15 protein-coding genes and 2 pseudogenes are annotated in these 21,041 nt (G+C 36.8%); 15 read left to right on the top strand and 2 right to left on the bottom strand.

Annotated elements, in window-relative coordinates; genetic code table 11:
- The first annotated feature begins 16 nt into the window (after positions 1 to 16).
- The 9 genes from radC (at position 17) to OVA16_RS00985 (ending at position 11,897) form a co-directional block, all read left to right on the top strand.
- Positions 17 to 715 carry a RadC family protein gene (radC, locus tag OVA16_RS01025; RefSeq protein ID WP_267763073.1) on the top strand — a complete coding sequence of 233 codons (699 nt, stop codon included), beginning with the start codon at positions 17 to 19 and terminating at the stop codon, positions 713 to 715.
- A gap of 63 nt (positions 716 to 778) precedes the next feature.
- Positions 779 to 1,618, top strand: a complete 840-nt coding sequence (locus OVA16_RS01020; RefSeq protein ID WP_267763072.1) for an endonuclease/exonuclease/phosphatase family protein — start codon at positions 779 to 781, stop codon at positions 1,616 to 1,618.
- Between the two features lie 201 nt (positions 1,619 to 1,819).
- Entirely contained in the window at positions 1,820 to 4,216 is a 2,397-nt protein-coding gene (pheT, locus tag OVA16_RS01015; RefSeq protein ID WP_267763071.1) for a phenylalanine--tRNA ligase subunit beta, read from the top strand.
- A 99-nt stretch (positions 4,217 to 4,315) separates the two neighbouring features.
- Positions 4,316 to 4,606, top strand: a complete 291-nt coding sequence (locus OVA16_RS01010) for a hypothetical protein (protein WP_267763070.1) — start codon at positions 4,316 to 4,318, stop codon at positions 4,604 to 4,606.
- Positions 4,607 to 4,638: 32 nt separating this feature from the next.
- Positions 4,639 to 4,929, top strand: a complete 291-nt coding sequence (locus OVA16_RS01005; protein WP_138729022.1) for a cell division protein ZapA — start codon at positions 4,639 to 4,641, stop codon at positions 4,927 to 4,929.
- A 241-nt stretch (positions 4,930 to 5,170) separates the two neighbouring features.
- The gene (gene rny, locus OVA16_RS01000) at positions 5,171 to 6,733 is read left to right on the top strand and encodes a ribonuclease Y (protein ID WP_267763069.1); all 1,563 of its coding nucleotides are present in this window, start codon (positions 5,171 to 5,173) and stop codon (positions 6,731 to 6,733) included.
- A 268-nt stretch (positions 6,734 to 7,001) separates the two neighbouring features.
- Positions 7,002 to 7,502 carry a DUF962 domain-containing protein gene (locus tag OVA16_RS00995; RefSeq protein ID WP_267763068.1) on the top strand — a complete coding sequence of 167 codons (501 nt, stop codon included), beginning with the start codon at positions 7,002 to 7,004 and terminating at the stop codon, positions 7,500 to 7,502.
- 134 nt (positions 7,503 to 7,636) lie between these two features.
- Complete coding sequence (locus tag OVA16_RS00990; protein WP_267763067.1) at positions 7,637 to 10,438, top strand: TonB-dependent receptor; 2,802 nt, start codon at positions 7,637 to 7,639, stop codon at positions 10,436 to 10,438.
- A gap of 121 nt (positions 10,439 to 10,559) precedes the next feature.
- On the top strand, positions 10,560 to 11,897 hold the full coding sequence (locus OVA16_RS00985; protein ID WP_267763066.1) for a hypothetical protein: 1,338 nt from the start codon (positions 10,560 to 10,562) through the stop codon (positions 11,895 to 11,897).
- A 50-nt stretch (positions 11,898 to 11,947) separates the two neighbouring features.
- Here the strand turns inward: OVA16_RS00985 and OVA16_RS00980 are convergent, their stop codons facing one another.
- Both OVA16_RS00980 and OVA16_RS00975 read right to left on the bottom strand, forming a co-directional pair.
- Entirely contained in the window at positions 11,948 to 13,153 is a 1,206-nt protein-coding gene (locus OVA16_RS00980) for a hypothetical protein (protein ID WP_267763065.1), read from the bottom strand.
- Positions 13,154 to 13,490: 337 nt separating this feature from the next.
- A complete protein-coding gene (locus OVA16_RS00975; RefSeq protein WP_267763064.1) occupies positions 13,491 to 15,242 on the bottom strand; it encodes a lysophospholipid acyltransferase family protein in 1,752 nt (583 codons plus the stop codon).
- Between the two features lie 173 nt (positions 15,243 to 15,415).
- Here OVA16_RS00975 and OVA16_RS00970 point away from each other — a divergent pair, with 173 nt between their 5' ends.
- The 6 genes and pseudogenes from OVA16_RS00970 to OVA16_RS00945 all read left to right on the top strand — a co-directional run bounded on the left by OVA16_RS00970 (position 15,416) and on the right by OVA16_RS00945 (position 21,028).
- Complete coding sequence (locus OVA16_RS00970; RefSeq protein WP_267763063.1) at positions 15,416 to 16,312, top strand: ComEA family DNA-binding protein; 897 nt, start codon at positions 15,416 to 15,418, stop codon at positions 16,310 to 16,312.
- A gap of 71 nt (positions 16,313 to 16,383) precedes the next feature.
- Positions 16,384 to 16,912, top strand: a pseudogene (locus OVA16_RS20205) (adenine phosphoribosyltransferase).
- A 329-nt stretch (positions 16,913 to 17,241) separates the two neighbouring features.
- Positions 17,242 to 18,381, top strand: a pseudogene (locus tag OVA16_RS00960) (acyl-CoA dehydrogenase family protein).
- A gap of 203 nt (positions 18,382 to 18,584) precedes the next feature.
- Positions 18,585 to 19,496: a hypothetical protein gene (locus OVA16_RS00955; RefSeq protein WP_267763062.1), complete on the top strand. Its 912-nt coding sequence runs from the start codon at positions 18,585 to 18,587 to the stop codon at positions 19,494 to 19,496.
- Between the two features lie 189 nt (positions 19,497 to 19,685).
- Positions 19,686 to 19,880 (top strand): 30S ribosomal protein S21, encoded by a 195-nt coding sequence (rpsU, locus tag OVA16_RS00950; protein ID WP_138729117.1) that lies wholly within the window; start codon positions 19,686 to 19,688, stop codon positions 19,878 to 19,880.
- Positions 19,881 to 20,140: 260 nt separating this feature from the next.
- Positions 20,141 to 21,028 carry a tyrosine-type recombinase/integrase gene (locus OVA16_RS00945; protein WP_267763061.1) on the top strand — a complete coding sequence of 296 codons (888 nt, stop codon included), beginning with the start codon at positions 20,141 to 20,143 and terminating at the stop codon, positions 21,026 to 21,028.
- The last annotated feature ends 13 nt before the right edge of the window (positions 21,029 to 21,041 follow it).

Genomic DNA, 21,041 nt, shown 5'->3' with positions numbered 1-21,041 from the left:
TTTAAATTCTACACCTATGTCTATCTACGAAAATAAACTCGGCATTAAAGCTTGGGCGGAAGCCGATCGTCCTAGAGAAAAACTCCTACAACAAGGTAGGCGGCAGCTTACCGATGCCGAACTTATTGCCATACTAATTGGTTCTGGCAGCAGAAACGAAACTGCTGTTGATTTAAGTAAGCGTATTTTAGGCTCGTGCCAAAATGATCTCCACAAGCTAGCGCAGCTGGGCGTTAAAGAACTATCTAAATTTAAAGGTATTGGCGAAGCTAAAGCTATTACCATTGTTGCTGCTTTAGAATTAGGCCGGAGAAGAAAAGACGCCGAACCAACAGAAGTTCAAAAAATAAAATCTTCTATAGATGCTCATAGAGCTATAAAAGCTGATTTGGCAGATTTGCCACATGAAGAATTTTGGCTGTTGTTATTGAACCGAGCAAATGCCTTAATTGGAAAGTATTTTGTGAGTAAAGGTGGCCAAGCAGGTACGGTAGTAGACCCAAAAATAATTTTTAAAATTGCACTAGAACATGGTGCCGCTTCGGTGGTTTTGGTGCATAACCATCCCTCTGGTAGTTTAAAACCAAGCGATGCCGATGTGAGTATTACCAAAAAATTGATGGAGCTTGGCAAAATGATGGAGATTGAAGTGTACGATCATTTGATTGTTTACAACGATACTTTCTTAAGTCTAGCGGATGAAAGTTATGTTTAAAGTATGATAGATTTTACTTTCGCTTAATTTCTATTCTTTACATTTGAGGTAAAATTAAATGATATGAAAAGAATTATCGTAGCGCTGTTGCTAATGGTTATGGGCTTTCAAGTTCAGGCCCAAAAAAATCAAGCTATTAATGTAATGACCTACAACATAAGGTACGCCACCGAGAAAGATGGAGTTAATGCTTGGTCTAAAAGAAAAGATAATGTGAAAGCATTAGTGAATTTTCACGATACTGATATTTTGTGTACGCAGGAAGCTTTGGCAGAACAATACGATTTTCTCTTAGAAAATTCTGATTTCGAAGCGGTAGGCGCAGGTAGAGATGATGGCAAACGTAAAGGAGAATTTTCGCCAATTTACTACAACAAAAATAGATTTACCAAGAAAGATGGTGGCGTTTTTTGGTTGTCGCAAACGCCAGGTGTACCAAGTAAAGGTTGGGATGCCCAATTTAACCGTGTTTGTACTTGGGTAAGATTACACGATAAATTGAACAAAAAAGAATTTTTGGTTTTTAACACACACTACGACCATGTTGGTGTGCAGGCAAGAATAGAATCTGCAAAGTTAATTAAGCAGAAAATTCAAGAGATTGCCCCTGAACTTCCAGTAATTTACACTGGCGATTTAAACGTGACTCCAGAAACTGAAGCTATTGCTACCATTAAATCTTTCTTGAGCGATAGTAAGGAAATTTCAGTAGAGCCTCCTTATGGCCCAGAGGGGACTTTTAACGGCTTCGATTTTAATAGCCCACTTAAGAATAGGATCGATTATATCTTTGTGAATAAAGGTTTTAATGTTCGCAAATATGCAGTGCTTTCAGATAGCAAAGATCAAAAGTATTTTCAGATCATTTGCCTGTTTTTGCGAAATTGTTTTTTTAGGCTCTAATCTTCCTTAACGTAAGCTTTCTCTAGCTTAAGAAAGGGAGATATAATTTTATTCGGTAAGACTTGCGAAGTTTAATCAACTTCGTAAGTCTTAATTCTTCTCCTTTACCTTTATAAATAATATCTTTGCGCTTTATTGTGCTTGAGGTAGGATTTGGACAATAGTCGCATATCTCATATCTCATATCTCAAATCTAAATAGATGAAAATATCATACAGCTGGCTTAAACAAATATTAAAAACGGATAAAACTCCTCAAGAATTGTCGCTAATCTTAACCAATATCGGTTTAGAAGTAGAAAGCTTGGAGAAAGTGCAAACCATTCCTGGTGGATTGGAAGGTTTGGTAATTGGATATGTGGAAGAGCGAGTGCAGCACCCAAATGCAGATAGATTGAGCGTTACCAAAGTAAATGTTGGTGGGCCGGAATTGCTGCAAATTGTTTGTGGCGCCCCAAACGTAGCTGCCCGACAAAAAGTTGTAGTTGCTGTGGTAGGTACTACGGTTCATCCAAACGAAGGCAAACCTTTTAAAATCAACAAATCGAAGATTAGAGGCGAAGTTTCTGAAGGAATGATTTGTGCCGAAGATGAAATTGGTTTAGGCAATTCACATGCTGGTATCATGGTATTGCCAGAAGATGCACCCGTAGGCTTAGAAGCTAAAAGATATTTCAATGTAGATGATGATTATCTATTCGAAATTGGGTTGACACCAAACCGTGCCGATGCAGCTTCTCACTTGGGGGTAGCTAGAGATTTAGCAGCTTATTTGCGCACCAGTTACGAATTGCCAGATGTAAGTGCTTTCAAGACCGAGAACCAAAACTTAAACATCGCAGTAGAGGTAGAAGCTACAGCTGCTTGTCCTCGTTATAGTAGTGTGAGCATTAGCGGTGTTACCGTAAAGCCATCTCCGGATTGGCTAAAAGATAAATTGAAAGTAATTGGCGTTCGTCCAATTAATAATATAGTAGATGTAACCAATTACGTGCTGCACGAGTTAGGGCAACCTTTACATGCTTTTGATGCAGATCAAATTGCAGGAAATAAAATCATTGTTAAGACATGTGCTGAAGGTACGCCATTTGTAACTTTAGATGAGGTAGAACGTAAACTTTCTGCCGAAGATTTAATGATTTGTGATGCGGAAAAACCGCTGTGTATTGCAGGTGTTTTCGGCGGAATTGGTTCGGGAGTAACCGAGCAAACCACCAACGTATTTTTAGAAAGTGCTTATTTTAATGCAGTTTCTGTGCGTAAAACATCGAAGAGACACGGTTTAAAAACAGATGCGTCTTTCCGTTTTGAACGTGGTACAGATCCAGAAATTACCATTTTGGCCTTGCAAAGAGCTGCTCTGTTAATCAAAGAAGTTGCCGGTGGCAAAATCTCTTCATCAGTTTCTGATATTTATCCAACAAAGGCGCAACCATTTGAAGTTCCAGTTAAATATCAGAACATTGTTGATTTAATTGGTAAGGACATTCCGGCTACAGAAATTAAAGAAATCATTACTTCCCTTGGCATCAGCATTGCTAAAGAAAATGCCGAAGGGTTGGATTTATTAGTGCCTGCTTATAAAGTAGATGTAACTCGTGAGTGTGATATCACTGAAGAGGTTTTACGTATCTATGGTTACGATAACATTGAAATTCCATCGAAAGTAAATGCTTCGTTGGCCTATACAGTTAAGCCAAATAAAGAAAATATCCAAAATTTGGTAGCTGACATGCTCACAGCAAATGGTTTTGTAGAAATCTGGTGCAACTCGTTAACTCGTTTGGCTAACTCTAAAAATGAGGAAGAAGCAGTTCAGATTTTAAACCCATTGAGTTCTGATTTGAATGCCATGCGCCAAAGTTTGTTGCAGCCAGCTTTAGAAAGTGTGGCTTACAACATCAACCGTAAAAACTCTGATATTAAATTTTACGAGTTCGGTAAGACTTACCACTTAATTGAGGGTAAATATGTAGAGCGACCTCGTTTACTGATTGTTTTGAGTGGTGCCAAACAAAGTGAGCAATGGAACCACCAATCTACATCATCAACTTTTTATAACTTAAAAGCTGCCGTAGATGCGGTAGTAAAACGCTTGGGTCTTTCGAGTTTCCAAACGGGGGAAGTGAAAGACGATAACTTTGCCTATGGCTTAAAATATTTTAGAGGCGATAAAACTTTGGTAAGTTTTGGTGCAACAACTAATGCTGATAAAAAAGCTGCTGGTTTAAAACAAGATGTGTTCTACGCCGATTTTGATTGGGCTTTTGTATTGGATGCCTTGAAAAAAAACAAAATCATTAATAAAGAAGTGCCAAAATATCCTGCGGTAAGAAGAGATTTGTCATTATTAGTGGATCAGGCGGTAACTTTTGATGAATTAAAGACTATTGCTTTCAAATCTGAAAAGAAATTGGTTAAAAATGTGCAAGTGTTTGACGTTTATCAAGGCGATAAATTGCCGGAAGGTAAAAAATCTTATGCTTTAAACTTCACTTTACAAGATGAAGAGCAAACTTTGACTGATAAACAGATAGATAGCATTATGCAAAAGATTATTGCTAACTTAGCGCAAACTGCAAAAGCAGAAATAAGATAAATTAAGTTTAAAGTAGAAAGTTTAGAGTTGAAAGTTTTAGGGCGATATACCGAAAACATTCTCTCATTTAACATTTACTAATTAAAAATTAAATAAAAGATGGCTGCTGTAGCTGATCAACTTAATAACGTAATGCAAAAAACGGCTCGATTAATTGAGCTTTGCAATGCTTTACAGGAAGAAAATCAATTATTGAAAGCCGAAAATCAGCAACAAAAACAAGCATTAGATAGGGCTAAAAATGCTCATTTAGAGCTAGATGAAAAGATTAGAGTGCTCAAATTGGCAAAGAGCATTGAAGGAACAAGTGAAAAGACACTTGATATAAAGCAAAAAATTAACGAATTTGTGCGTGAAATTGATAAGTGTGTGACATTGCTTAAAAAATAAGCAAGCAGATTAATTGAAACAAAGCTAAAAAAATGGGAGAAATCTCGATTAAAATAACTATCGCCGACCGTATTTACCCTCTAAAGGTAAGCATGGAAGAAGAAGAAATTGTGAGAAGGGCGGCAAAAATTATCAACGAGCGCATAAAAGACTACCAAGAAAATTATGCGGTTAGAGATAAGCAAGATTTGTTGTCTATGGCGGTGTTGCATTATGCTACAGCTGTTTTAAAAGCAGAGCATAAGGTACAGCACCAAGACACAACAGTTGCTGATAAAGTTGAGGAGTTAGATAGTTTATTGAACGGGTTTTTCTCGAAATAAAATGTTCTTTATGCCCTTTTGATATTTTAAAGGGTTTTCTATAGCTATAAATTTGGCCGTGGCTAAATTTTTATGTTTCTTTTAATTGCTGCAATGGCGTGCTTGGAACATAATAATTTAGTAACGGCTTTTTTTATATACAAACCAGATGGTGCAGAGCGCCATCGACATATACAAATAATAAATAAATGGAACCATCGTTTACGATAGCTCTATTACAATTAAAACAAACAATAAATAAATGGAAATATTAGGAATAGTAGGATGCATGCTCGCCAGCTTAATTGTTGGTGTAGTAGTTGGCAGGTACCTGCTGCGTAATCTGTTGAAACAGCAGGAAATTGCAGCGCAGACAAAAGCGAAGAAAATATTAAAAGAGGCAGAGAACAATGCTGAAATTTTAAAGAAAAATAAATTGTTAGAGGCTAAAGAGAAGTTTTTACAATTAAAAGCAGAACACGAACAGCAAGTTCAAACTAGAAATAGTGAGGTTGCGCAACGCGAAAACAGTATTAAACAAAAAGAGCAATCTTTAAACTCGAAGTTAGAGAATGCCAACAGAAAAGAGCAAGAATTAGATAAGCAAAAAGATATTTTAGAAAAGCAAACTGCTTTGGCTGTTAAAAAACAGGAAGAAGTAGATGCAATTAAAAATCAACACGTACAACAATTAGAAACTATTGCAGGTTTAAGTGCTGAAGAAGCTAAAAACCAATTGGTAGAAAACATGAAAGCCGAAGCTCGTTCGCAAGCTTTAATGCAAGTAAAAGATATTGTTGACGAAGCGAAATTAACTGCTAGTAAAGAGGCTAAAAAAGTAGTAATCCAAACTATTCAGCGTACGGCAGCAGAAGCAGCAATTGAAAATTCGGTTTCTATTTTCCACATTGATAATGACGAAATTAAAGGCCGTGTAATTGGTAGGGAAGGTCGTAACATTCGTGCTTTAGAGGCAGCTACGGGTATCGAAATTATTGTTGATGATACGCCTGAGGCGATTATCCTTTCAGGTTTCGATCCGGTAAGAAGAGAGATTGCTCGCTTGGCTTTACACCGTTTGGTAACCGATGGTCGTATCCACCCAGCTCGTATCGAAGAAATTGTAGCCAAAACGAAGAAACAAATCGAAGATGAGATCATCGAAATTGGTGAACGTACGGTAATCGATTTAGGTATCCACGGTTTACACCCAGAATTAATTAGAATGGTTGGCCGTATGCGTTACCGTTCCTCTTACGGGCAAAACTTGTTGCACCACTCTCGTGAGGTAGCTAATTTCTGTGCTACCATGGCGGCAGAGCTGGGCTTAAACGCAAAGTTGGCAAAACGTGCTGGTCTATTACATGATATAGGTAAAGTGCCTGATGATAACCCTGAATTACCACACGCAATTTTGGGTATGCAGTTGGCAGAAAAATATAAAGAGCATCCAGAAGTTTGTAATGCCATTGGTGCCCACCACGACGAAATTGAGATGACTTCGATGATTTCGCCAATTATTCAAGCTTGCGATTCGATTTCTGGTGCCCGTCCAGGTGCTCGTAGAGAAGTGGTAGAAAGCTACATCAAACGTTTGAAAGAATTGGAAGAATTAGCATTATCTTACCCAGGCGTAGAGAAAACTTTCGCGATACAAGCAGGTAGAGAATTGCGTGTAGTGGTAGAAAGCGAAAGAGTAACCGATCAGCAGGCAGAATTGCTAGCGGCAGATATCTCTAACCGTATCCAAACTGAAATGACTTACCCTGGTCAAATCAAAGTAACGGTAATTAGAGAAACTCGTTCGGTAGCCTTTGCGAAGTAATTTTTGTGATTACACGGATTTAGAGATTACACTGATTAATAACTGCGTCATTGCGGGGTACGAAGCAATCTTAAAGCGATGTTCTAATTTCATTCTAGAGATTGATTCTTACCTCGCAATGACGACTTCTAAACATACTAAAACTAAAAGCGGTAGATTTCTATCGCTTTTCTTATTTTTACAATATAAGAAAGTGACAAAGCCTTAAGGTCACAGAGAAAATATCTTTGTGTTCTTGGTGTCTTTGTGGTTAATTAAAATGACTAATATGGAACAAACTGAAAGAAAGCCAGTAGATATCTTATTTGATAAATATGCAGAAAGCCATCAAGATGGAACTAACAAACTTATCCATTGGATTTGCGTGCCACTGATTGTTTTTAGTCTGTTAGGCTTAGTTTGGCAAATTCCTTTTCCGCAATTGGCATTTCTAGGTCAGTACCAAACCTTCTTTAATTGGGCATCTTTCCTGCTAGCTTTTTCATTGTACTATTATTTTACCTTATCGCCAGTTTTATTCTTCTTGATGATTTGGGTAGTGGGAGCGATGAGCTTTGTAATCGTAAGAATAGAACAAGCGGTGGGCTTAGGTAGTGGCACAGCTTATGGTGTCTACGCCTTAATTTTTGTGCTGGCTTGGATTGGTCAATTCATTGGTCATAAGATAGAAGGTAAAAAGCCGTCATTTTTAGAAGATGTTAAGTTTTTGTTAATTGGCCCAATTTGGTTATTACACTTTATCTGTAAAAAAATCGGCTTAAAATATTAATTTAAACGCTCTCCAAAAGCAATGCTGAAGCGCTTTAACAATTTGTTAACCTTTGGGTAAACAAATGGTAATTGCAAGCTAACATGAAGCTAACATTGTGATAATAGTTTTGCCCTAATTAAAAATAAGGCAAATTGAAATCACAATTAACTCTAAAAAAAGCACTACTAACCATCCTATTCGTGTTAGGCAGTGTACTTGTTTTCGCACAGGGAACAGGAAAAATTGCAGGAACTGTAACGGATAAAGCTACTGGAGAGACACTAATTAGTGCTGCGGTTAAGGTAGTGGGCACAAATAAAGTTGCAGGTACTGATGCTAACGGAAAATATGCAATTGGCGGTTTAGCAGCCGGGAAGTATACGCTTGAAGTTTCTTACGTTAGTTTTCTTCCGAAGACCATCAAATTAATTGAGGTAAAAGAGAATACCACAACTACCTTAAATATTGCTTTAGAAGAAGCAAGTTCTACCTTAAATCAGGTAGTAGTTTCTGGAAAAGCAAATAAGGAATCGAATACCGCTCTACTTGCCGAACGTAAAAACTCTACCTTAGTGGTTCAAAAAATTGGTGCACAAGAGCTAAGCCGTAAAGGTTTGTCTAACGTTGCCGAAGGCGTAAGCAAAATTGCTGGCGTATCTATGGTTGGCAACAAAAATGTTTTTGTTAGAGGCTTAGGAGATCGATATAATAACACCACGTTAAACGGACTGCCAATTCCTTCCACAAATCCAGATTTAAAATTAATTCCTTTAGATATTTTCCCTACTTCGGTGGTTAAAAATATTGGTGTAACTAAATCTTATTCTCCAGAATTGTACGGGGATTTTTCTGGTGGATCAATTGATATCGTAACTAAAGATTATCCGGAGCAAGGTTTCTTTAAAGTTGGCTTGTCTAGCGGATATAATTCAATTACCACAGGTAAAGATTTTTATACTACCCAAAGAAGCTTTTTAAATTTCGCGGGTTTTGATAGAGGCGAAAGGGCATTGCCGCCAGCGATTGATAATATGCGCATTTACAGATCTACGGAGCGCCCTAACCTAAAACCAAATTTCGCAACTCAATGGTCGCCAGAAACTATTACCGCACCAGTGGCTACAGGTTTCTCATTATCTGGAGGTAATTCGTACGATTTAGGTAACAGCAGAAAGTTTGGCTACTTAGCTAGTTTAGGTTATAAAAATGATTTGCGTTTTAATGATGGTATAAGTGCAATTTACAACGCACAGCAAGCTCCAGATTATTTGTACCAAACAGAACGTTTTAGCTATACTACCAATACTTCTGCTTTGCTAAATTTATACTACAAACCAGGGAGCAAGAGTAGCTATAGTGTAACTGGTATGTTTGTTAACGATTCGAGCAATGATATCTTCAACCAGCAAGGTTTTAAAGCAGATTTAAGTGGAGATATTTATGCGAGAAGGAATGCTTATGTACAAAATTCATTATTAACGGGTCAATTTTCTGGAACGAATAGCTTTAGCGAGCGTTTTAATTTGAAATATACTTTAGGTTACACCAACATCACGGGAAGTACACCAGATAGGGTTCAGAACACATTTATAGACAATATGAATGCGACTTACTCTTTCTTAAAGCTTAATAGTAGTGATAACCACAGATTTTTTGCAGATTTAAATGAAGACGATTTCTCGGGAAACATTACCGCCGAGCTGAGATCGAAAAATGTAGAATCAGCTTTTAAAACCTTACAATTTGGTTTTCAAGGTAGGTACAAAGCTAGAGTTTTCAATTCTAGACAGTTTGAAACAAAAATTGGTTTAAACCCTGTGCTTAAGTTAGATCAAGTAGATCTTTATTTAAATGATAATAATTTAGGTAGCGGCGACGATGCTAACACCTTTAGGTATGACGAGTCTTACTATGCGCCAAATAACTACGAAGCAGACTTAACCATTGCCGCTTCATTTGTAAACTTTAATTTCGAATTTAATAAGAAGTTAAAATTAATTGCTGGTGTAAGAGCAGAATATTCTGAACAAAATACTTACTACAAATTAGGTAGCCAAACTTACGATTCTCCTTTTAGGGTAAAAACAATTGACGGGTTAGATCTATTACCTGCATTAACTTTGAAGTATGCGCTTGATGATAAATCTAACGTGTTGTTTGCGGCAAGCAAAACAATTTCACGCCCACAATTTGTAGAGGCTGCACCATTTAGATACAATGTTGGTTTTGGTATAGCCGAAGGTGAAGGTAATCCAGATTTGGTAAATAGTGATAATTACAATGTTGATTTGAAATATGAATTTTACCCATCTAGTGGCGAAATTTTAGCCATTAGTGCTTTTGGAAAATATATCAATAAACCTATTGAGTTGAGCCAAGTAAATTCGGCAGATCCGCTATTCACTTATATTAATACCGATAATGCCATGTTAGCTGGAGTTGAGTTAGAGTACAATAGAAATATTGGTGCTTTATTTTCTTCTTCTTCAAAAGCTTTACAAAATATGTCTTTAGGTTTTAATGGTTCATATATCTACAGTAAAATTGATATCAGTCAAGAAACCATAAACAACTCTGCTAAGCCAATAGCCCCTACCAACCGCTCTAGGCCTTTGTTTGGTGCCTCTCCATACTTAATCAATTTCGATTATAGCTACAAGCACAATTGGTCTACGAAATCTAACACCACATTTACTTTAGCTTACAATGTGTTTGGTAAACGTCTATTTGTAGCTGGAGCACAACAAGCGGGAGACATTTATGAAATGCCTGTAAATACCTTAGATTTTATTATCAATACAAAGTTGAATAACAAAATAGGATTAGACTTTAACTTCGGCAACATCCTAAATCCAGACATCAAATTCCAGCAAGAATACAAAGACAACAATCTTCCTTACAATCAATATAAAAGAGGAATGAATATCGGTGTTAACCTTAACTACACATTCTAGTTGTGATTAACAATTAGTTAATGTTTTGTTGATGGACTAGTAACCATGAGCTAATCTATTGTTAATACTAGTATTGTTGTTTTGTGTTATCAAATAGTTGAATATAAACAAATTAAAAAAAATGAATAAGTTTAAGTTTTCAAAAATCTTTTTCGTAGTGGCTTTGGCTGGTGCATCTTTTACAGCTTGTAAAAAAGACAATCCAACAGACGAGGAGATTGTATTATCAGGTTCTTTAGCCAATGGTACTGTACTTACTGGCGATTTGGTAAATGATGTAACCTTAGTGAAAGGCAATACCTATGTTTTAAGAGGCGGTGTGCATGTTAAAGAGGGCAAAACAATCACAATCCAAGAAGGTGTTACTGTTAAACATGATCCTAATGAGCCTGCAGTTGCCTATTTGCTAGTAGAACCAGGTGCGAAAATTATGGCACAAGGTACGGCTACTAGCCCTATCGTGTTTACTTCTGGCGCAGCTGCTCCAAAAGAACAAGATTGGGGAGGAATTATTGTATGTGGTAAAGCGCCTGTTAATGGTGAAGGTGGTCGTATTTCTTCTGAAATGGGTGCTGGAGTTACTTATGGTGGTACTATTGAAAATGATAACTCTGGTGTTTTAAAATTTATGCGTGTAGAGTTTACTGGTAGAAAACAGACTGCAGATAAAGAGCATAACGGTTTTACTTTTGAAGGTGTTGGAAGCGGTACTTTGGTAGAGAACTTATCGGTTTATAGAGGTGGAGATGATGCTTTTGAATGGTTTGGCGGTACGGTTAACGTAAAATATCTTTTCGCTTACGGAGCGCAAGATGATATGTTCGATTGGACTTATGGTTGGTCGGGCAAAGCTCAGTTTTTAGTAGGTGTACAGTCTGATAACGTAGGTGATAGAGGTATTGAAGCAGATAATAGCGACAAAAACAATGCTGCCAATCCTTTTTCTAATCCAACATTATCTAACGTAACTTTAGTAGGTTCATTAATTGCAAAAACTGGTGACGATCCTACCGCCGTTAAAGATACTGATGTTGGTAAAACAACAGGTTTGAAATTACGTCAAGGTACTAAAGGTAAGCTGCATAACTTTGTAGTGTATAACTTTAACAATGGTGTTGATGTAGAGCACAATGGTACTTTAGCCAATATGACAGACGGTTCTTTAACCATTAAAAATTCAGATATTTCAAACATCAAAACTTGGGCTTTCAAAGTGTCAAGTGGAAGCCCAGCTTTTTCAGGTGCAAACCCGTTCATTACTGGTCCGTATAGCAACACCATTACAGAAACCAGCACTAAACCTGCGTACATTACCGGTGTTTTTGTTGGTACTTCTAACACAGGTTCGGTGGATCCAACTACTTTAGATCCATTCTTTACTGCCGCTAACTACAAAGGTGCAGTACAAGCAGGTTCAGATTGGACTAACGCTGCATGGGTTAGAACAGATAAAAGATAATTAGCTTTAAATAGCTTTAAAAGGTGCGTTGTGAAAACAATGCACCTTTTTTATTTAGCGCTAGGCTCATAGGCATAAACCACTTCATAGGCTTCTTTTTTTAGTTTTGGTGGAAGTTTCCCTATCGGTAAATCATTGATTTGAGGAGTAGGTTCGCAAATAGAATAAGCTCTATTGTTGTAATTAACGGTTTTGCCAATGGGTTTGTCAAATTGTACGGCCATGGTTACATGGGTAGGATAGAGCAAAACAATCATTGGCAAATCGTAAATCTCCTTTACCAAGTAAAAGAATAACGCTGCTCTGTCGTCGCAATCGCTGTAAGGGTTTAATAAAGTCTGCTCTGGCGATAACCTCTTTTCTTTGCCAAAGTTTTCATGGTCGTTCTCATATAAGAAAGCATATCGGGTAAACTTCATTAAGTAATTAACCCCATTTTTTACTGACATGCCACTTATATTCTTTTTCAGCGTAGGTATTAACGAGCTGTAGGTTTCCTTTGTTAAAGGAATATTGAAATAATACGAAAAATCTACCCCAGGATAATTTTTAAAAACATTTTCTACCTCTGTACTTACTTTAATTTCAAAATGATAATCTTGCGCACCATATTTAAATGAAATTTGCTTTTTATCATAGTTTGATGAATTGAAATCGGGCATTGTGGTAATCTGGTAAGAGAAAGCTTTGGTCGCTTCGGCAATTCCTATCATTTCCGTATCAGGTATAGCAGTGAAATTAGTATGAATGTAATCATGATAATTGAGACACATATACTTTTTGCCGTTCAATATCAAATAAGGAACATCAAATATTTTTTCGTTATTATAAACGTACATAATGATCCTATTATCTGCCAAAATCAAACGTGCATCGTAACCACTTTTTCCTAGTAAAAACCATTTGTATAAGGTGTATTGCTCAAAGTTCTTTTTCTTGGCACAAATCGTTTCCGCAGTTTTTCTAATAAGCTGATAAAACAGCCAGTCGTTAAGTTGCTTTTTTTTCTGAAAATTCAATAGTGTATCTACAATTGGTTGATAGTTACTGGCTTCCAATGTGTGGTAGGCAGCAGCGATGTGTCGAGTATCCAGCTCAACTTTTTCTTTCAGTATAATATTTGAATCTATGTTGATATTAAAAGTATGCCCATAAAACTCAAAACTATACAGCTGCCCCTTTGCCGTAGCAAAAGCACAAATATTTATCAGCAATGCCGATAAACACCAAAGGCCATATCGTTTTATGAAATACATCTATTAACATTCAGTTAATATTAAATTTAACTAAAGTTAACTTACTAATGCAAGAGAAATCTTCAGAAAAAATACGTTTTTACTAGAAATTGATTTTTCCTGTTAAGTAAATATAAAATAACGCAGGTTTTACAAGGGCTTAACATGGGTAACCTACATTTGTAATGTTAAATATTTGGTTAGTATTTATCATACAGTTTAGGTTAGTTGATAGCACAAAGCCCCGATGGATGTCGAGGCTTTTGCTTTTTGTCCCCACCCAGCCTCCCCAAAGGGAAGCAAAGCTGTCTATACAATAGGTTACTCCTCCCCTTTGGGGAGGTTGGGTGGGGCAGGGTTACAGGTTCTTCCCAACCTTTTCTAATATATCTGCTGGTATTTTGTGCGTATCCACTACTAAAAATCCATCCAAGCAATCAGAAAATTTAGGATCTATATTGAAACAAATGATTTTTGCATTTAGGTTCATGTACTGGCGCAACAATACTGGTATTTTAATGTGGTTGTTTTCAATATCGCCAATCAAGCCATCTAAATCCTTTAAACTTTCGCTCTGCTCAATCAATAAATCGGTATCTATCGGACTAAGATCTGCCTTAAATTTATTTCTTGGTTTTACGTAGTGTGCCAATTCGTAGTCGAAATGGTTTTTGGTAATAAAATCTACAATCAAAGATTTACTGAACTTAGAAAAACTGTTACTGATACTTACCGGCCCAATCATATAGCGGTACTGGGGGTTCAATATCAAGTATTTCAAAATGCCTTTCCACAATAAGAAAAGAGGCAGTGGTTTCAACTGATATTCTTTTCTAATCCACGATCTGCCCAATTCAATGCCTTGTCTTAAAATTGGATAAAACGGTTCTTTAATTTTAAACAGCTCCGAGATATAAAATCCACGTTTACCCATGGTGTCCAAAATCTCATCGCCCTTGCCAATACGGTAAGCGCCTACAATCATCTGTGCTTCTTTGTCCCAAATAAAAAGGTGGTTATAATAAATATCGTAGTTATCTAGATCTATCTTCTTATTAGAACCCTCGCCAACCTGCCTAAAAGTAATTTCTCTTAAACGGCCAATTTCTCTTAAAATGTTCGGAATGGTTGTTGTTGGAACAATATATACCTCGTAATTTTTCTCTTCCCAAACACGGTAATCAGTTAGGCCGGTAACTTCCTTAACCATCAGCTCCTTGTTGGTTTCTGCAACAATTTCTTCAGGTTTTTTCTTTATCTTAAAAAGATTAATTGGATTAAAAAGTTTCTTTTCTTGTTCTAAGTTGGTGCCCAATGCGTAAGTTCTAGCCCTTAAAAAGTCTAGTAATTTATTGGTGTCTTTATTGTAATTAATGTCTTCAATTTTGATGGGCTTGCCAATGCGCACTTTAATTTTTAAACCTTGTTTGTTTAAAAACTCCGAAGGTAATTTAGCCGTCCTTAAAGTAGGATGGATAAAACTTAAGATGTTAAACAGCACGCCATTGTTGCCATGAAAGTAAATTGGCACTACGGGAAGTTTCGCTTTGGCAACCAATTTACCTACTACCGGGTGCCAAAGTCTGTCGGTAATTTCCTGTTTCTCTAGGTTAAAGGTAGATACTTCTCCGGCTGGAAAAATACCAATAGGCGTACCACTTTTAAGTAGGTCAAACGTTGATTTTAGGCCACTTATGCTCGAAGAGTGCTGTACATTCTCAAATGGATTTACCGCCACAAAAAACTCACTAAGGTTGGGTATTTTTTTGAGAATGAAGTTTACCATTACCTTGGCTTCTGGCCTAACCGTACAAAGCAGCTTTACCAAAGCTAAACCTTCTACACCGCCATAAGGGTGGTTGGCAATGGCAATAAAGCCACCAGTTTTTGGAATGTGCTTTAGGTCATCTTCATCAAAATCTATAGAAACACCAATGGTTTCCAATATTTTGTCTACAAACTCTAAACCTTCAAAATGTTGGTTCATCGAAAACACTTTGTTAATGTCATTTAGTTTCATTACTTCCATTAACAGTGTTGCCAATCCCGGAACCCCCAACTTATCTATCTTGGTTGCATGTGCAAACTCTTGTTTAGTAATAATCTTCATGTACAAATAATAAGGTTAAGTATAGTAGCTTTTTAAAATAAGTATAAAGCAATGTCAAAAATAAGATTTATTTTAGTTAACTATCTAATCTGTGAAAACATCTTGATTTTCCTTTGTTTCTTTTTCAGGAACAAATTAAGGTGGCTTCATCATTCATTAAAATAATAATAACGATGAAAAACTGGTTAATCAATACTTTTGGGTTTAGTAAACGAGAATACAACGGACTTTTGTTCTTGGTTATCATCATTGTTGCTGTTACCTTATTTCCTTACTTGTACCAATATCATTTAGATCACAATGTTCCACCATCGGCTAACGAAAAGCTGGCGTTAGAGAAATTGGTTTTAGTAGATCGGTACAATAAGAAGCGATTTGGTACTGCTCGTACACAAATTGACGATGAGTCTCCTACACGTTCGGTAAAATATTTCACGTTTAACCCAAATACCATTACCGAGAAAGAGTGGCAACAATTTGGACTGTCTTATAAGCAGGCCATGTCTATCGTAAATTATGTAAAAAAAGGAGGGAAGTTTTACAAACCAGAAGATTTGAAAAAGATGTACACCATTTCGCCAGAAAAATACGAAGCCTTGCTACCCTACGTATCTATTCCCAAAACAGTGCAATTAGATAAAAAAGACGCATTTACTTATGCAAAGAAAGAGGCTGTTATGATAGAAATTAATACTGCCGATACCCTAGAACTCGATAAAATTAAAGGCGTGGGCGCTGCTTTTGCCCGAAGAATTGTAAAATATCGAGAACGTTTGGGAGGTTTCTATAACAAGGAGCAGCTGTTTGAAGTGTATGGTGTAGATACGCCAAAGTTTAATGAGATTAAAGACCAAATTAAGATTGATCTAGAAGGAATAAAGAAAATTAACATTAATACCGCCGAATTTGACGATTTGAAACGACATCCATACCTCAGTTTTAAGCAAATGAATGCTATTATCCAGTACAGGAAACAGCACGGAGCTTACCAAAGCATAGCTGATTTAAGTAAAGTGCTCATTCTAAAACCAGAAAATATCCAGAAAATTGCTCCATATCTCAGCTTCTAAAAGTGTTAACTATCCAACCATTAACTAAAATAACTTACTTTTGACTTTCAACTTATCACTTTACAGTTATAATGGTATCCAATAAAATCAAACAAATCATCAGGGATGTTCCCGATTTTCCGAAGCCGGGAATTATTTTTAAAGACATAACCCCTATATTAAAGAACCCCGAGCTGTGCAACGAAATTGCCGAGGCTTTAGCTAATCAACTTATAGCTATAGAAATAGATGTGGTTGCAGGGATAGAAAGTAGAGGCTTTTTGTTTGGTTTGGCCTTGGCACAAAAGCTAAATGTTCCTTTTGTGCCCATCAGAAAAAGCGGGTAAACTTCCTTATAAAACCATACAGCAATCTTATGATCTAGAGTATGGAAGCGCAACCTTAGAAGTTCATGAAGATGCCTTTGATGTTGGCCAAAAGGTGCTCATCCACGACGATTTATTGGCAACTGGAGGCACGGTGGTTGCCGCTTCGGCGTTGGTGCAGAAACTGGGGGCAGAGGTAGTGGGCTACTCTTTTTTAATCAACTTAGATTTTTTAAATGGTAAAGAGAGGTTAAAAGTGTATAGCGATAAATTATTTTCATTGGCTGATTATTAGAAGATACTGGGCTTTTTCGCCAAGTCTTTAAATGGATTGCTATTCAATTTGAACTGATCAGTGATTTGTTAAATAAAATTTGAAAAAAAATTGCTGCTTAGGCCATGCTATTTTAATAGGTTTTTGGTATCGTTTACAAAATATTTGAACTACATACCAAATCATTCCACTAATAAAAGAATATTATTGCCTTGAAAGTATAATTTAATTTGTTTAACATTGTCCTTAACCAAATATAAATCTTACTAAACTGTTTAAATGCAAAAGCTAAAAAAGCAAAGTGTTTAAGCAGTTTTTTCTTTTAACAGCAACTTATGATTCAAACGGGAATTAATTTTCAAGAGAGCGAAAATCGTACAATGATCAAAAATATGGTACGTGATTTTGCAGAAAAAAACATTCGTAAAAATGTAATGGAATGGGATGAAGCACAACATTTTCCCATCGAGTTATTTAAAGAACTTGGCCAGATTGGCTTAATGGGCGTTTTAGTGCCCGAAGAGTACGGCGGTTCGGGCTTTGGCTACCAAGAGTATGTAGATGTAATTGTAGAAGTTGCCAAAGTTTGTGGCTCTATTGGTCTGTCTTTGGCTGCACATAATTCGTTGTGTACCGGCCATATTCTTGCTTTTGGTAACGATGAGCAAAAGGCAAAGTGGTTGCCTAAGTTGGCAACTGCCGAGTGGATTGGCGCTTGGGGCTTAACCGAAGCCAACACAGGATCTGATGCTTTACGTATGCAAACTACAGCAGTTTTAGATGGCGATGAATATGTAATAAATGGTGCCAAAAACTGGATTACCCACGGTAAATCTGGCAATGTAGCAGTGGTAATGGTACGTACAGGCGAGGCCGGAAGTTCTAAAGGTATTTCGGCAATTGTAGTAGAGAGAGGTACGCCTGGCTTTAGCGCTGGTAAAAAGGAGAACAAACTGGGCATGCGTGCATCTGAAACTACAGAAATGATTTTTGATAACTGCCGTGTGCCAAAAGAAAACTTGTTAGGTGCCGAAGGGGATGGATTTAAGCAGGCCATGAAAATACTCGATGGTGGGCGTATTTCTATTGCAGCTTTAGGTTTGGGTATTGCTAAGGGAGCTTACGAAGCAGCTTTGGCTTATTCAAAAGAAAGGCAGCAATTTGGTCAAAGTATTTCCAGTTTTCAAGGTATTAGCTTTAAACTAGCGGATATGGCTACCGAAATAGAAGCTGCAGATTTGCTGATTCGTCAGGCAGCAGATTTAAAAAACAGGCATCAATAGGTTAGTAAAGAATCTGCAATGGCTAAATATTATTCTTCTGAGGTAGCAGTTAGATGTGCTACTGAAGCGGTACAAATTTTCGGAGGTTACGGCTATACCAAAGATTTCCCGGTAGAGAAGTTTTATCGCGATAGCAAGCTTTGCACTATTGGAGAAGGTACTTCCGAAATTCAAAAAATTGTAATTGCCAGAGAAATTATGAAATAGATAGGCTCAGTAAATAGATCTTTAGCCACAGATGCACAGATGTTTTAATCAAATGTTTGTATGTCTGTGGCTTTTTTTGCCGTTATGGTAAGGGCGAAAAATTTTTCGGCCAATTTAGGGGTAACAAATTTTTCAATAGGTTGATATACTTACAAACAGGGCAAAGAAGCCTTTATTAATTAAGCATATCAAATTTAAACGTCATGAAAAATTTAACCTTAATCGCATTAGTTGTAATAACTACATTGTTTGCCTGCAAAAAAGATAGAGCAAATGATGAAAACAAATTGAGCCTAGCAGAATTTAACGCCAAATTTAGTGTGCCTACACAAAAGTTTAATGGTACCGGTGGAGCTGCATTTAGCATTACAGGCGCCAAGGGTATGAAATTCGATTTCCCCGCAAACTCATTTATTGATGCGAACGGAAACCCCGTTACAGGTGCTGTAGTAGTGAGCTTAAAAGAAGTGCTCAGCAAAAGAGATATTATCCTTTCAGGAAAAGTAACCCAATCTAACGGACAATTGTTGATTTCTGGAGGAGAGTTCCAAATTTTAGCTAGTCAAAACGGGCAGGCGCTTAGGTTAAACCCAGCAGTTGCTGTAGCCGTAAAAGTACCTACAACATTTAATACAGCACCAATGGATTTGTTTGTTTGGGCCCCAACTGCAGCTTCAGATAGTGCTTGGGTATTGGATCAAAAAGCTAGAGTAGCTACCAATGCAGATTTTTATCAATTTAACTTGCCTAATTTTGGTTGGATCAATTGCGACTATTTCTATAATAACCCTAACCCAAAAACAACCATTACTGCCAGCCCGGTTTATGCTGGGGCGGCTCCAAGCATTAAAGACCAACGAGCTTATATGGTTTTCGATGATATCAAGTCTGTAGCCGGCCTGCCATTTGTAATGGCAATTAACAAACATCAGTCTTATCTAAATTCTATGCCAATTGGTTTAACAGGCAAGTTGGTTATTTTATCTACAGATGTAAATGATGTAATCTATTTTGGGCAAACCAACTTCACAGTAAGTGCAAATTTGCATTTGAATTTGAATGTAGCACCTACCACGGCAGGACAAATAGACGCCTTTTTAAATACAATAAACTAGTATCATTTATTGTTTTATAGTTTTTGACCTAACAAAAAGGATGTTCGTAAGGCATCCTTTTTGTTTTAACCTAGTTTGCTGATAAATAAAAAGTAAAAAACTTTCTCATGTTCAATAAATTACCTACATTTGCAGCCCCAAGCAGAAAAGCTAGGGTTAAAAAAAACGAGAGGAGGTATTTTCAGCGTTATGATCATGATCAATATTAAAGATGGTGAATCGTTAGATAAAGCGTTAAAGCGTTTTAAAAAGAAATTCGAAAAAACTGGTGTTTTAAGAGAACTACGTAGCCGTCAAGCATACGAGAAAAAATCTGTAACTCGCCGTACCGAAGTTAAGAAAGCGGTTTACATTCAAGGATTAAATCAAGAAGGAACACTTTAATTCCTTTTTCGAATTAAGATATAAAAGAGGATGCCTGAGCAGGTATCCTCTTTTTTTTGTTGTAAATTGGCTGTGTTTGCCTGTATGTATTTGACTTAGTTTTAGCATTTTTTCTTTGTAATATGCTAAACTTAAAAGTTAAAACTGGCCCAAATCGATATCATTCACTATTGGAAAAGATTTTAGACACTATTTGAAAAAATCCTTTGGCAATGTCTTTTTCTTTTGTAAATTCACTCGTCAACCAATCTAAGTGTAATATGCTGATCAACGATTTTCTCGCCTATCTAAAGTATGAAAAGCGTTACTCGCCACATACTTTGTTAGCGTACAGTACAGATTTGTTGCAGTTCGAAAATTTTCTGAAATCAGATTCTTCAACCAGTGTTCAGTTAGTCAAAGCCTCAGATGTTAAAAATTTCATGGTGTACTTATTTCAAGAAAAAGGGCTTGCAGAAAAGGCTGTCAATAGAAAGTTGTCTTCTTTAAAAAGCTTTTATAAGTTTCTACAACGGCAAGGTAAGCTAACCACAAACCCAACTGTTTTAATTAAAACACTAAAAACAGCCAAAAAACTTCCTGTATTTATAGAGGAGGTAAAAATGGATGCTGTGTTAGATAGTGAGCATAGTTTTGATGATAGTTTCTCTGGCAAAAGAGATCGGTTGGTGGTAGAGTTGTTGTTTGGCACAGGTATACGTTTGGCCGAGCTCTTGGGGCTTAAAGAAGAAGATTTTAATGCCTATGAGGGCACTATTAAGGTGCTTGGTAAAAGAAGCAAAGAGCGTATTATTCCTTTACACAAAGCTTTGCAAAAGGAAGTAATAGAATTTACGGCATTAAAAAAAACGCAAAATTTCGATAACAAAAGTTCTTATCTAATCGTTACCAATAGCGGAGAAAGGGCTTATCCCAATCTCATTTACCGTATCGTACACAGTTGTTTGAAATTGGTATCAACCCACGAAAAGAAAAGCCCGCATGTGCTGCGGCACTCTTTTGCAAGTAGTTTGTTAAACAGGGGTGCAGATTTGAATGCAATTAAAGAACTTTTGGGGCACGCCAGTTTGGCTGCAACACAAGTGTATACACACAATTCAGTAGAAAGATTAAAGTCCATTTATAAACAAGCCCATCCTAGGGCGTAAAAAAAGGAGGAAA

Origin of the sequence: Pedobacter sp. SL55 (assembly GCF_026625705.1) — a bacterium.
In the GTDB taxonomy this organism is placed as follows: Bacteria; Bacteroidota; Bacteroidia; order Sphingobacteriales; family Sphingobacteriaceae; genus Pedobacter.
Note: the sequence above shows the minus strand (reverse complement) of the source record. Positions and strands in the feature narration are given on the sequence as shown.

Bases quoted from the DNA above. Each gene is read 5' to 3' on its own strand.
- pheT (WP_267763071.1), top strand. From the start codon at position 1,820: ATGAAAATATCATACAGCTGGCTTAAACAAATATTAAAAACGGATAAA.
- OVA16_RS01020 (WP_267763072.1), top strand. From the start codon at position 779: ATGAAAAGAATTATCGTAGCGCTGTTGCTAATGGTTATGGGCTTTCAA.
- OVA16_RS00995 (WP_267763068.1), top strand. From the start codon at position 7,002: ATGGAACAAACTGAAAGAAAGCCAGTAGATATCTTATTTGATAAATAT.
- rpsU (WP_138729117.1), top strand. From the start codon at position 19,686: ATGATCATGATCAATATTAAAGATGGTGAATCGTTAGATAAAGCGTTA.
- OVA16_RS00970 (WP_267763063.1), top strand. From the start codon at position 15,416: ATGAAAAACTGGTTAATCAATACTTTTGGGTTTAGTAAACGAGAATAC.
- rny (WP_267763069.1), top strand. From the start codon at position 5,171: ATGGAAATATTAGGAATAGTAGGATGCATGCTCGCCAGCTTAATTGTT.
- radC (WP_267763073.1), top strand. From the start codon at position 17: ATGTCTATCTACGAAAATAAACTCGGCATTAAAGCTTGGGCGGAAGCC.
- OVA16_RS00975 (WP_267763064.1), bottom strand. From the start codon at position 15,242: ATGAAGATTATTACTAAACAAGAGTTTGCACATGCAACCAAGATAGAT.
- OVA16_RS00985 (WP_267763066.1), top strand. From the start codon at position 10,560: ATGAATAAGTTTAAGTTTTCAAAAATCTTTTTCGTAGTGGCTTTGGCT.
- OVA16_RS00955 (WP_267763062.1), top strand. From the start codon at position 18,585: ATGAAAAATTTAACCTTAATCGCATTAGTTGTAATAACTACATTGTTT.
- OVA16_RS00980 (WP_267763065.1), bottom strand. From the start codon at position 13,153: ATGTATTTCATAAAACGATATGGCCTTTGGTGTTTATCGGCATTGCTG.
- OVA16_RS01010 (WP_267763070.1), top strand. From the start codon at position 4,316: ATGGCTGCTGTAGCTGATCAACTTAATAACGTAATGCAAAAAACGGCT.
- OVA16_RS00945 (WP_267763061.1), top strand. From the start codon at position 20,141: ATGCTGATCAACGATTTTCTCGCCTATCTAAAGTATGAAAAGCGTTAC.
- OVA16_RS01005 (WP_138729022.1), top strand. From the start codon at position 4,639: ATGGGAGAAATCTCGATTAAAATAACTATCGCCGACCGTATTTACCCT.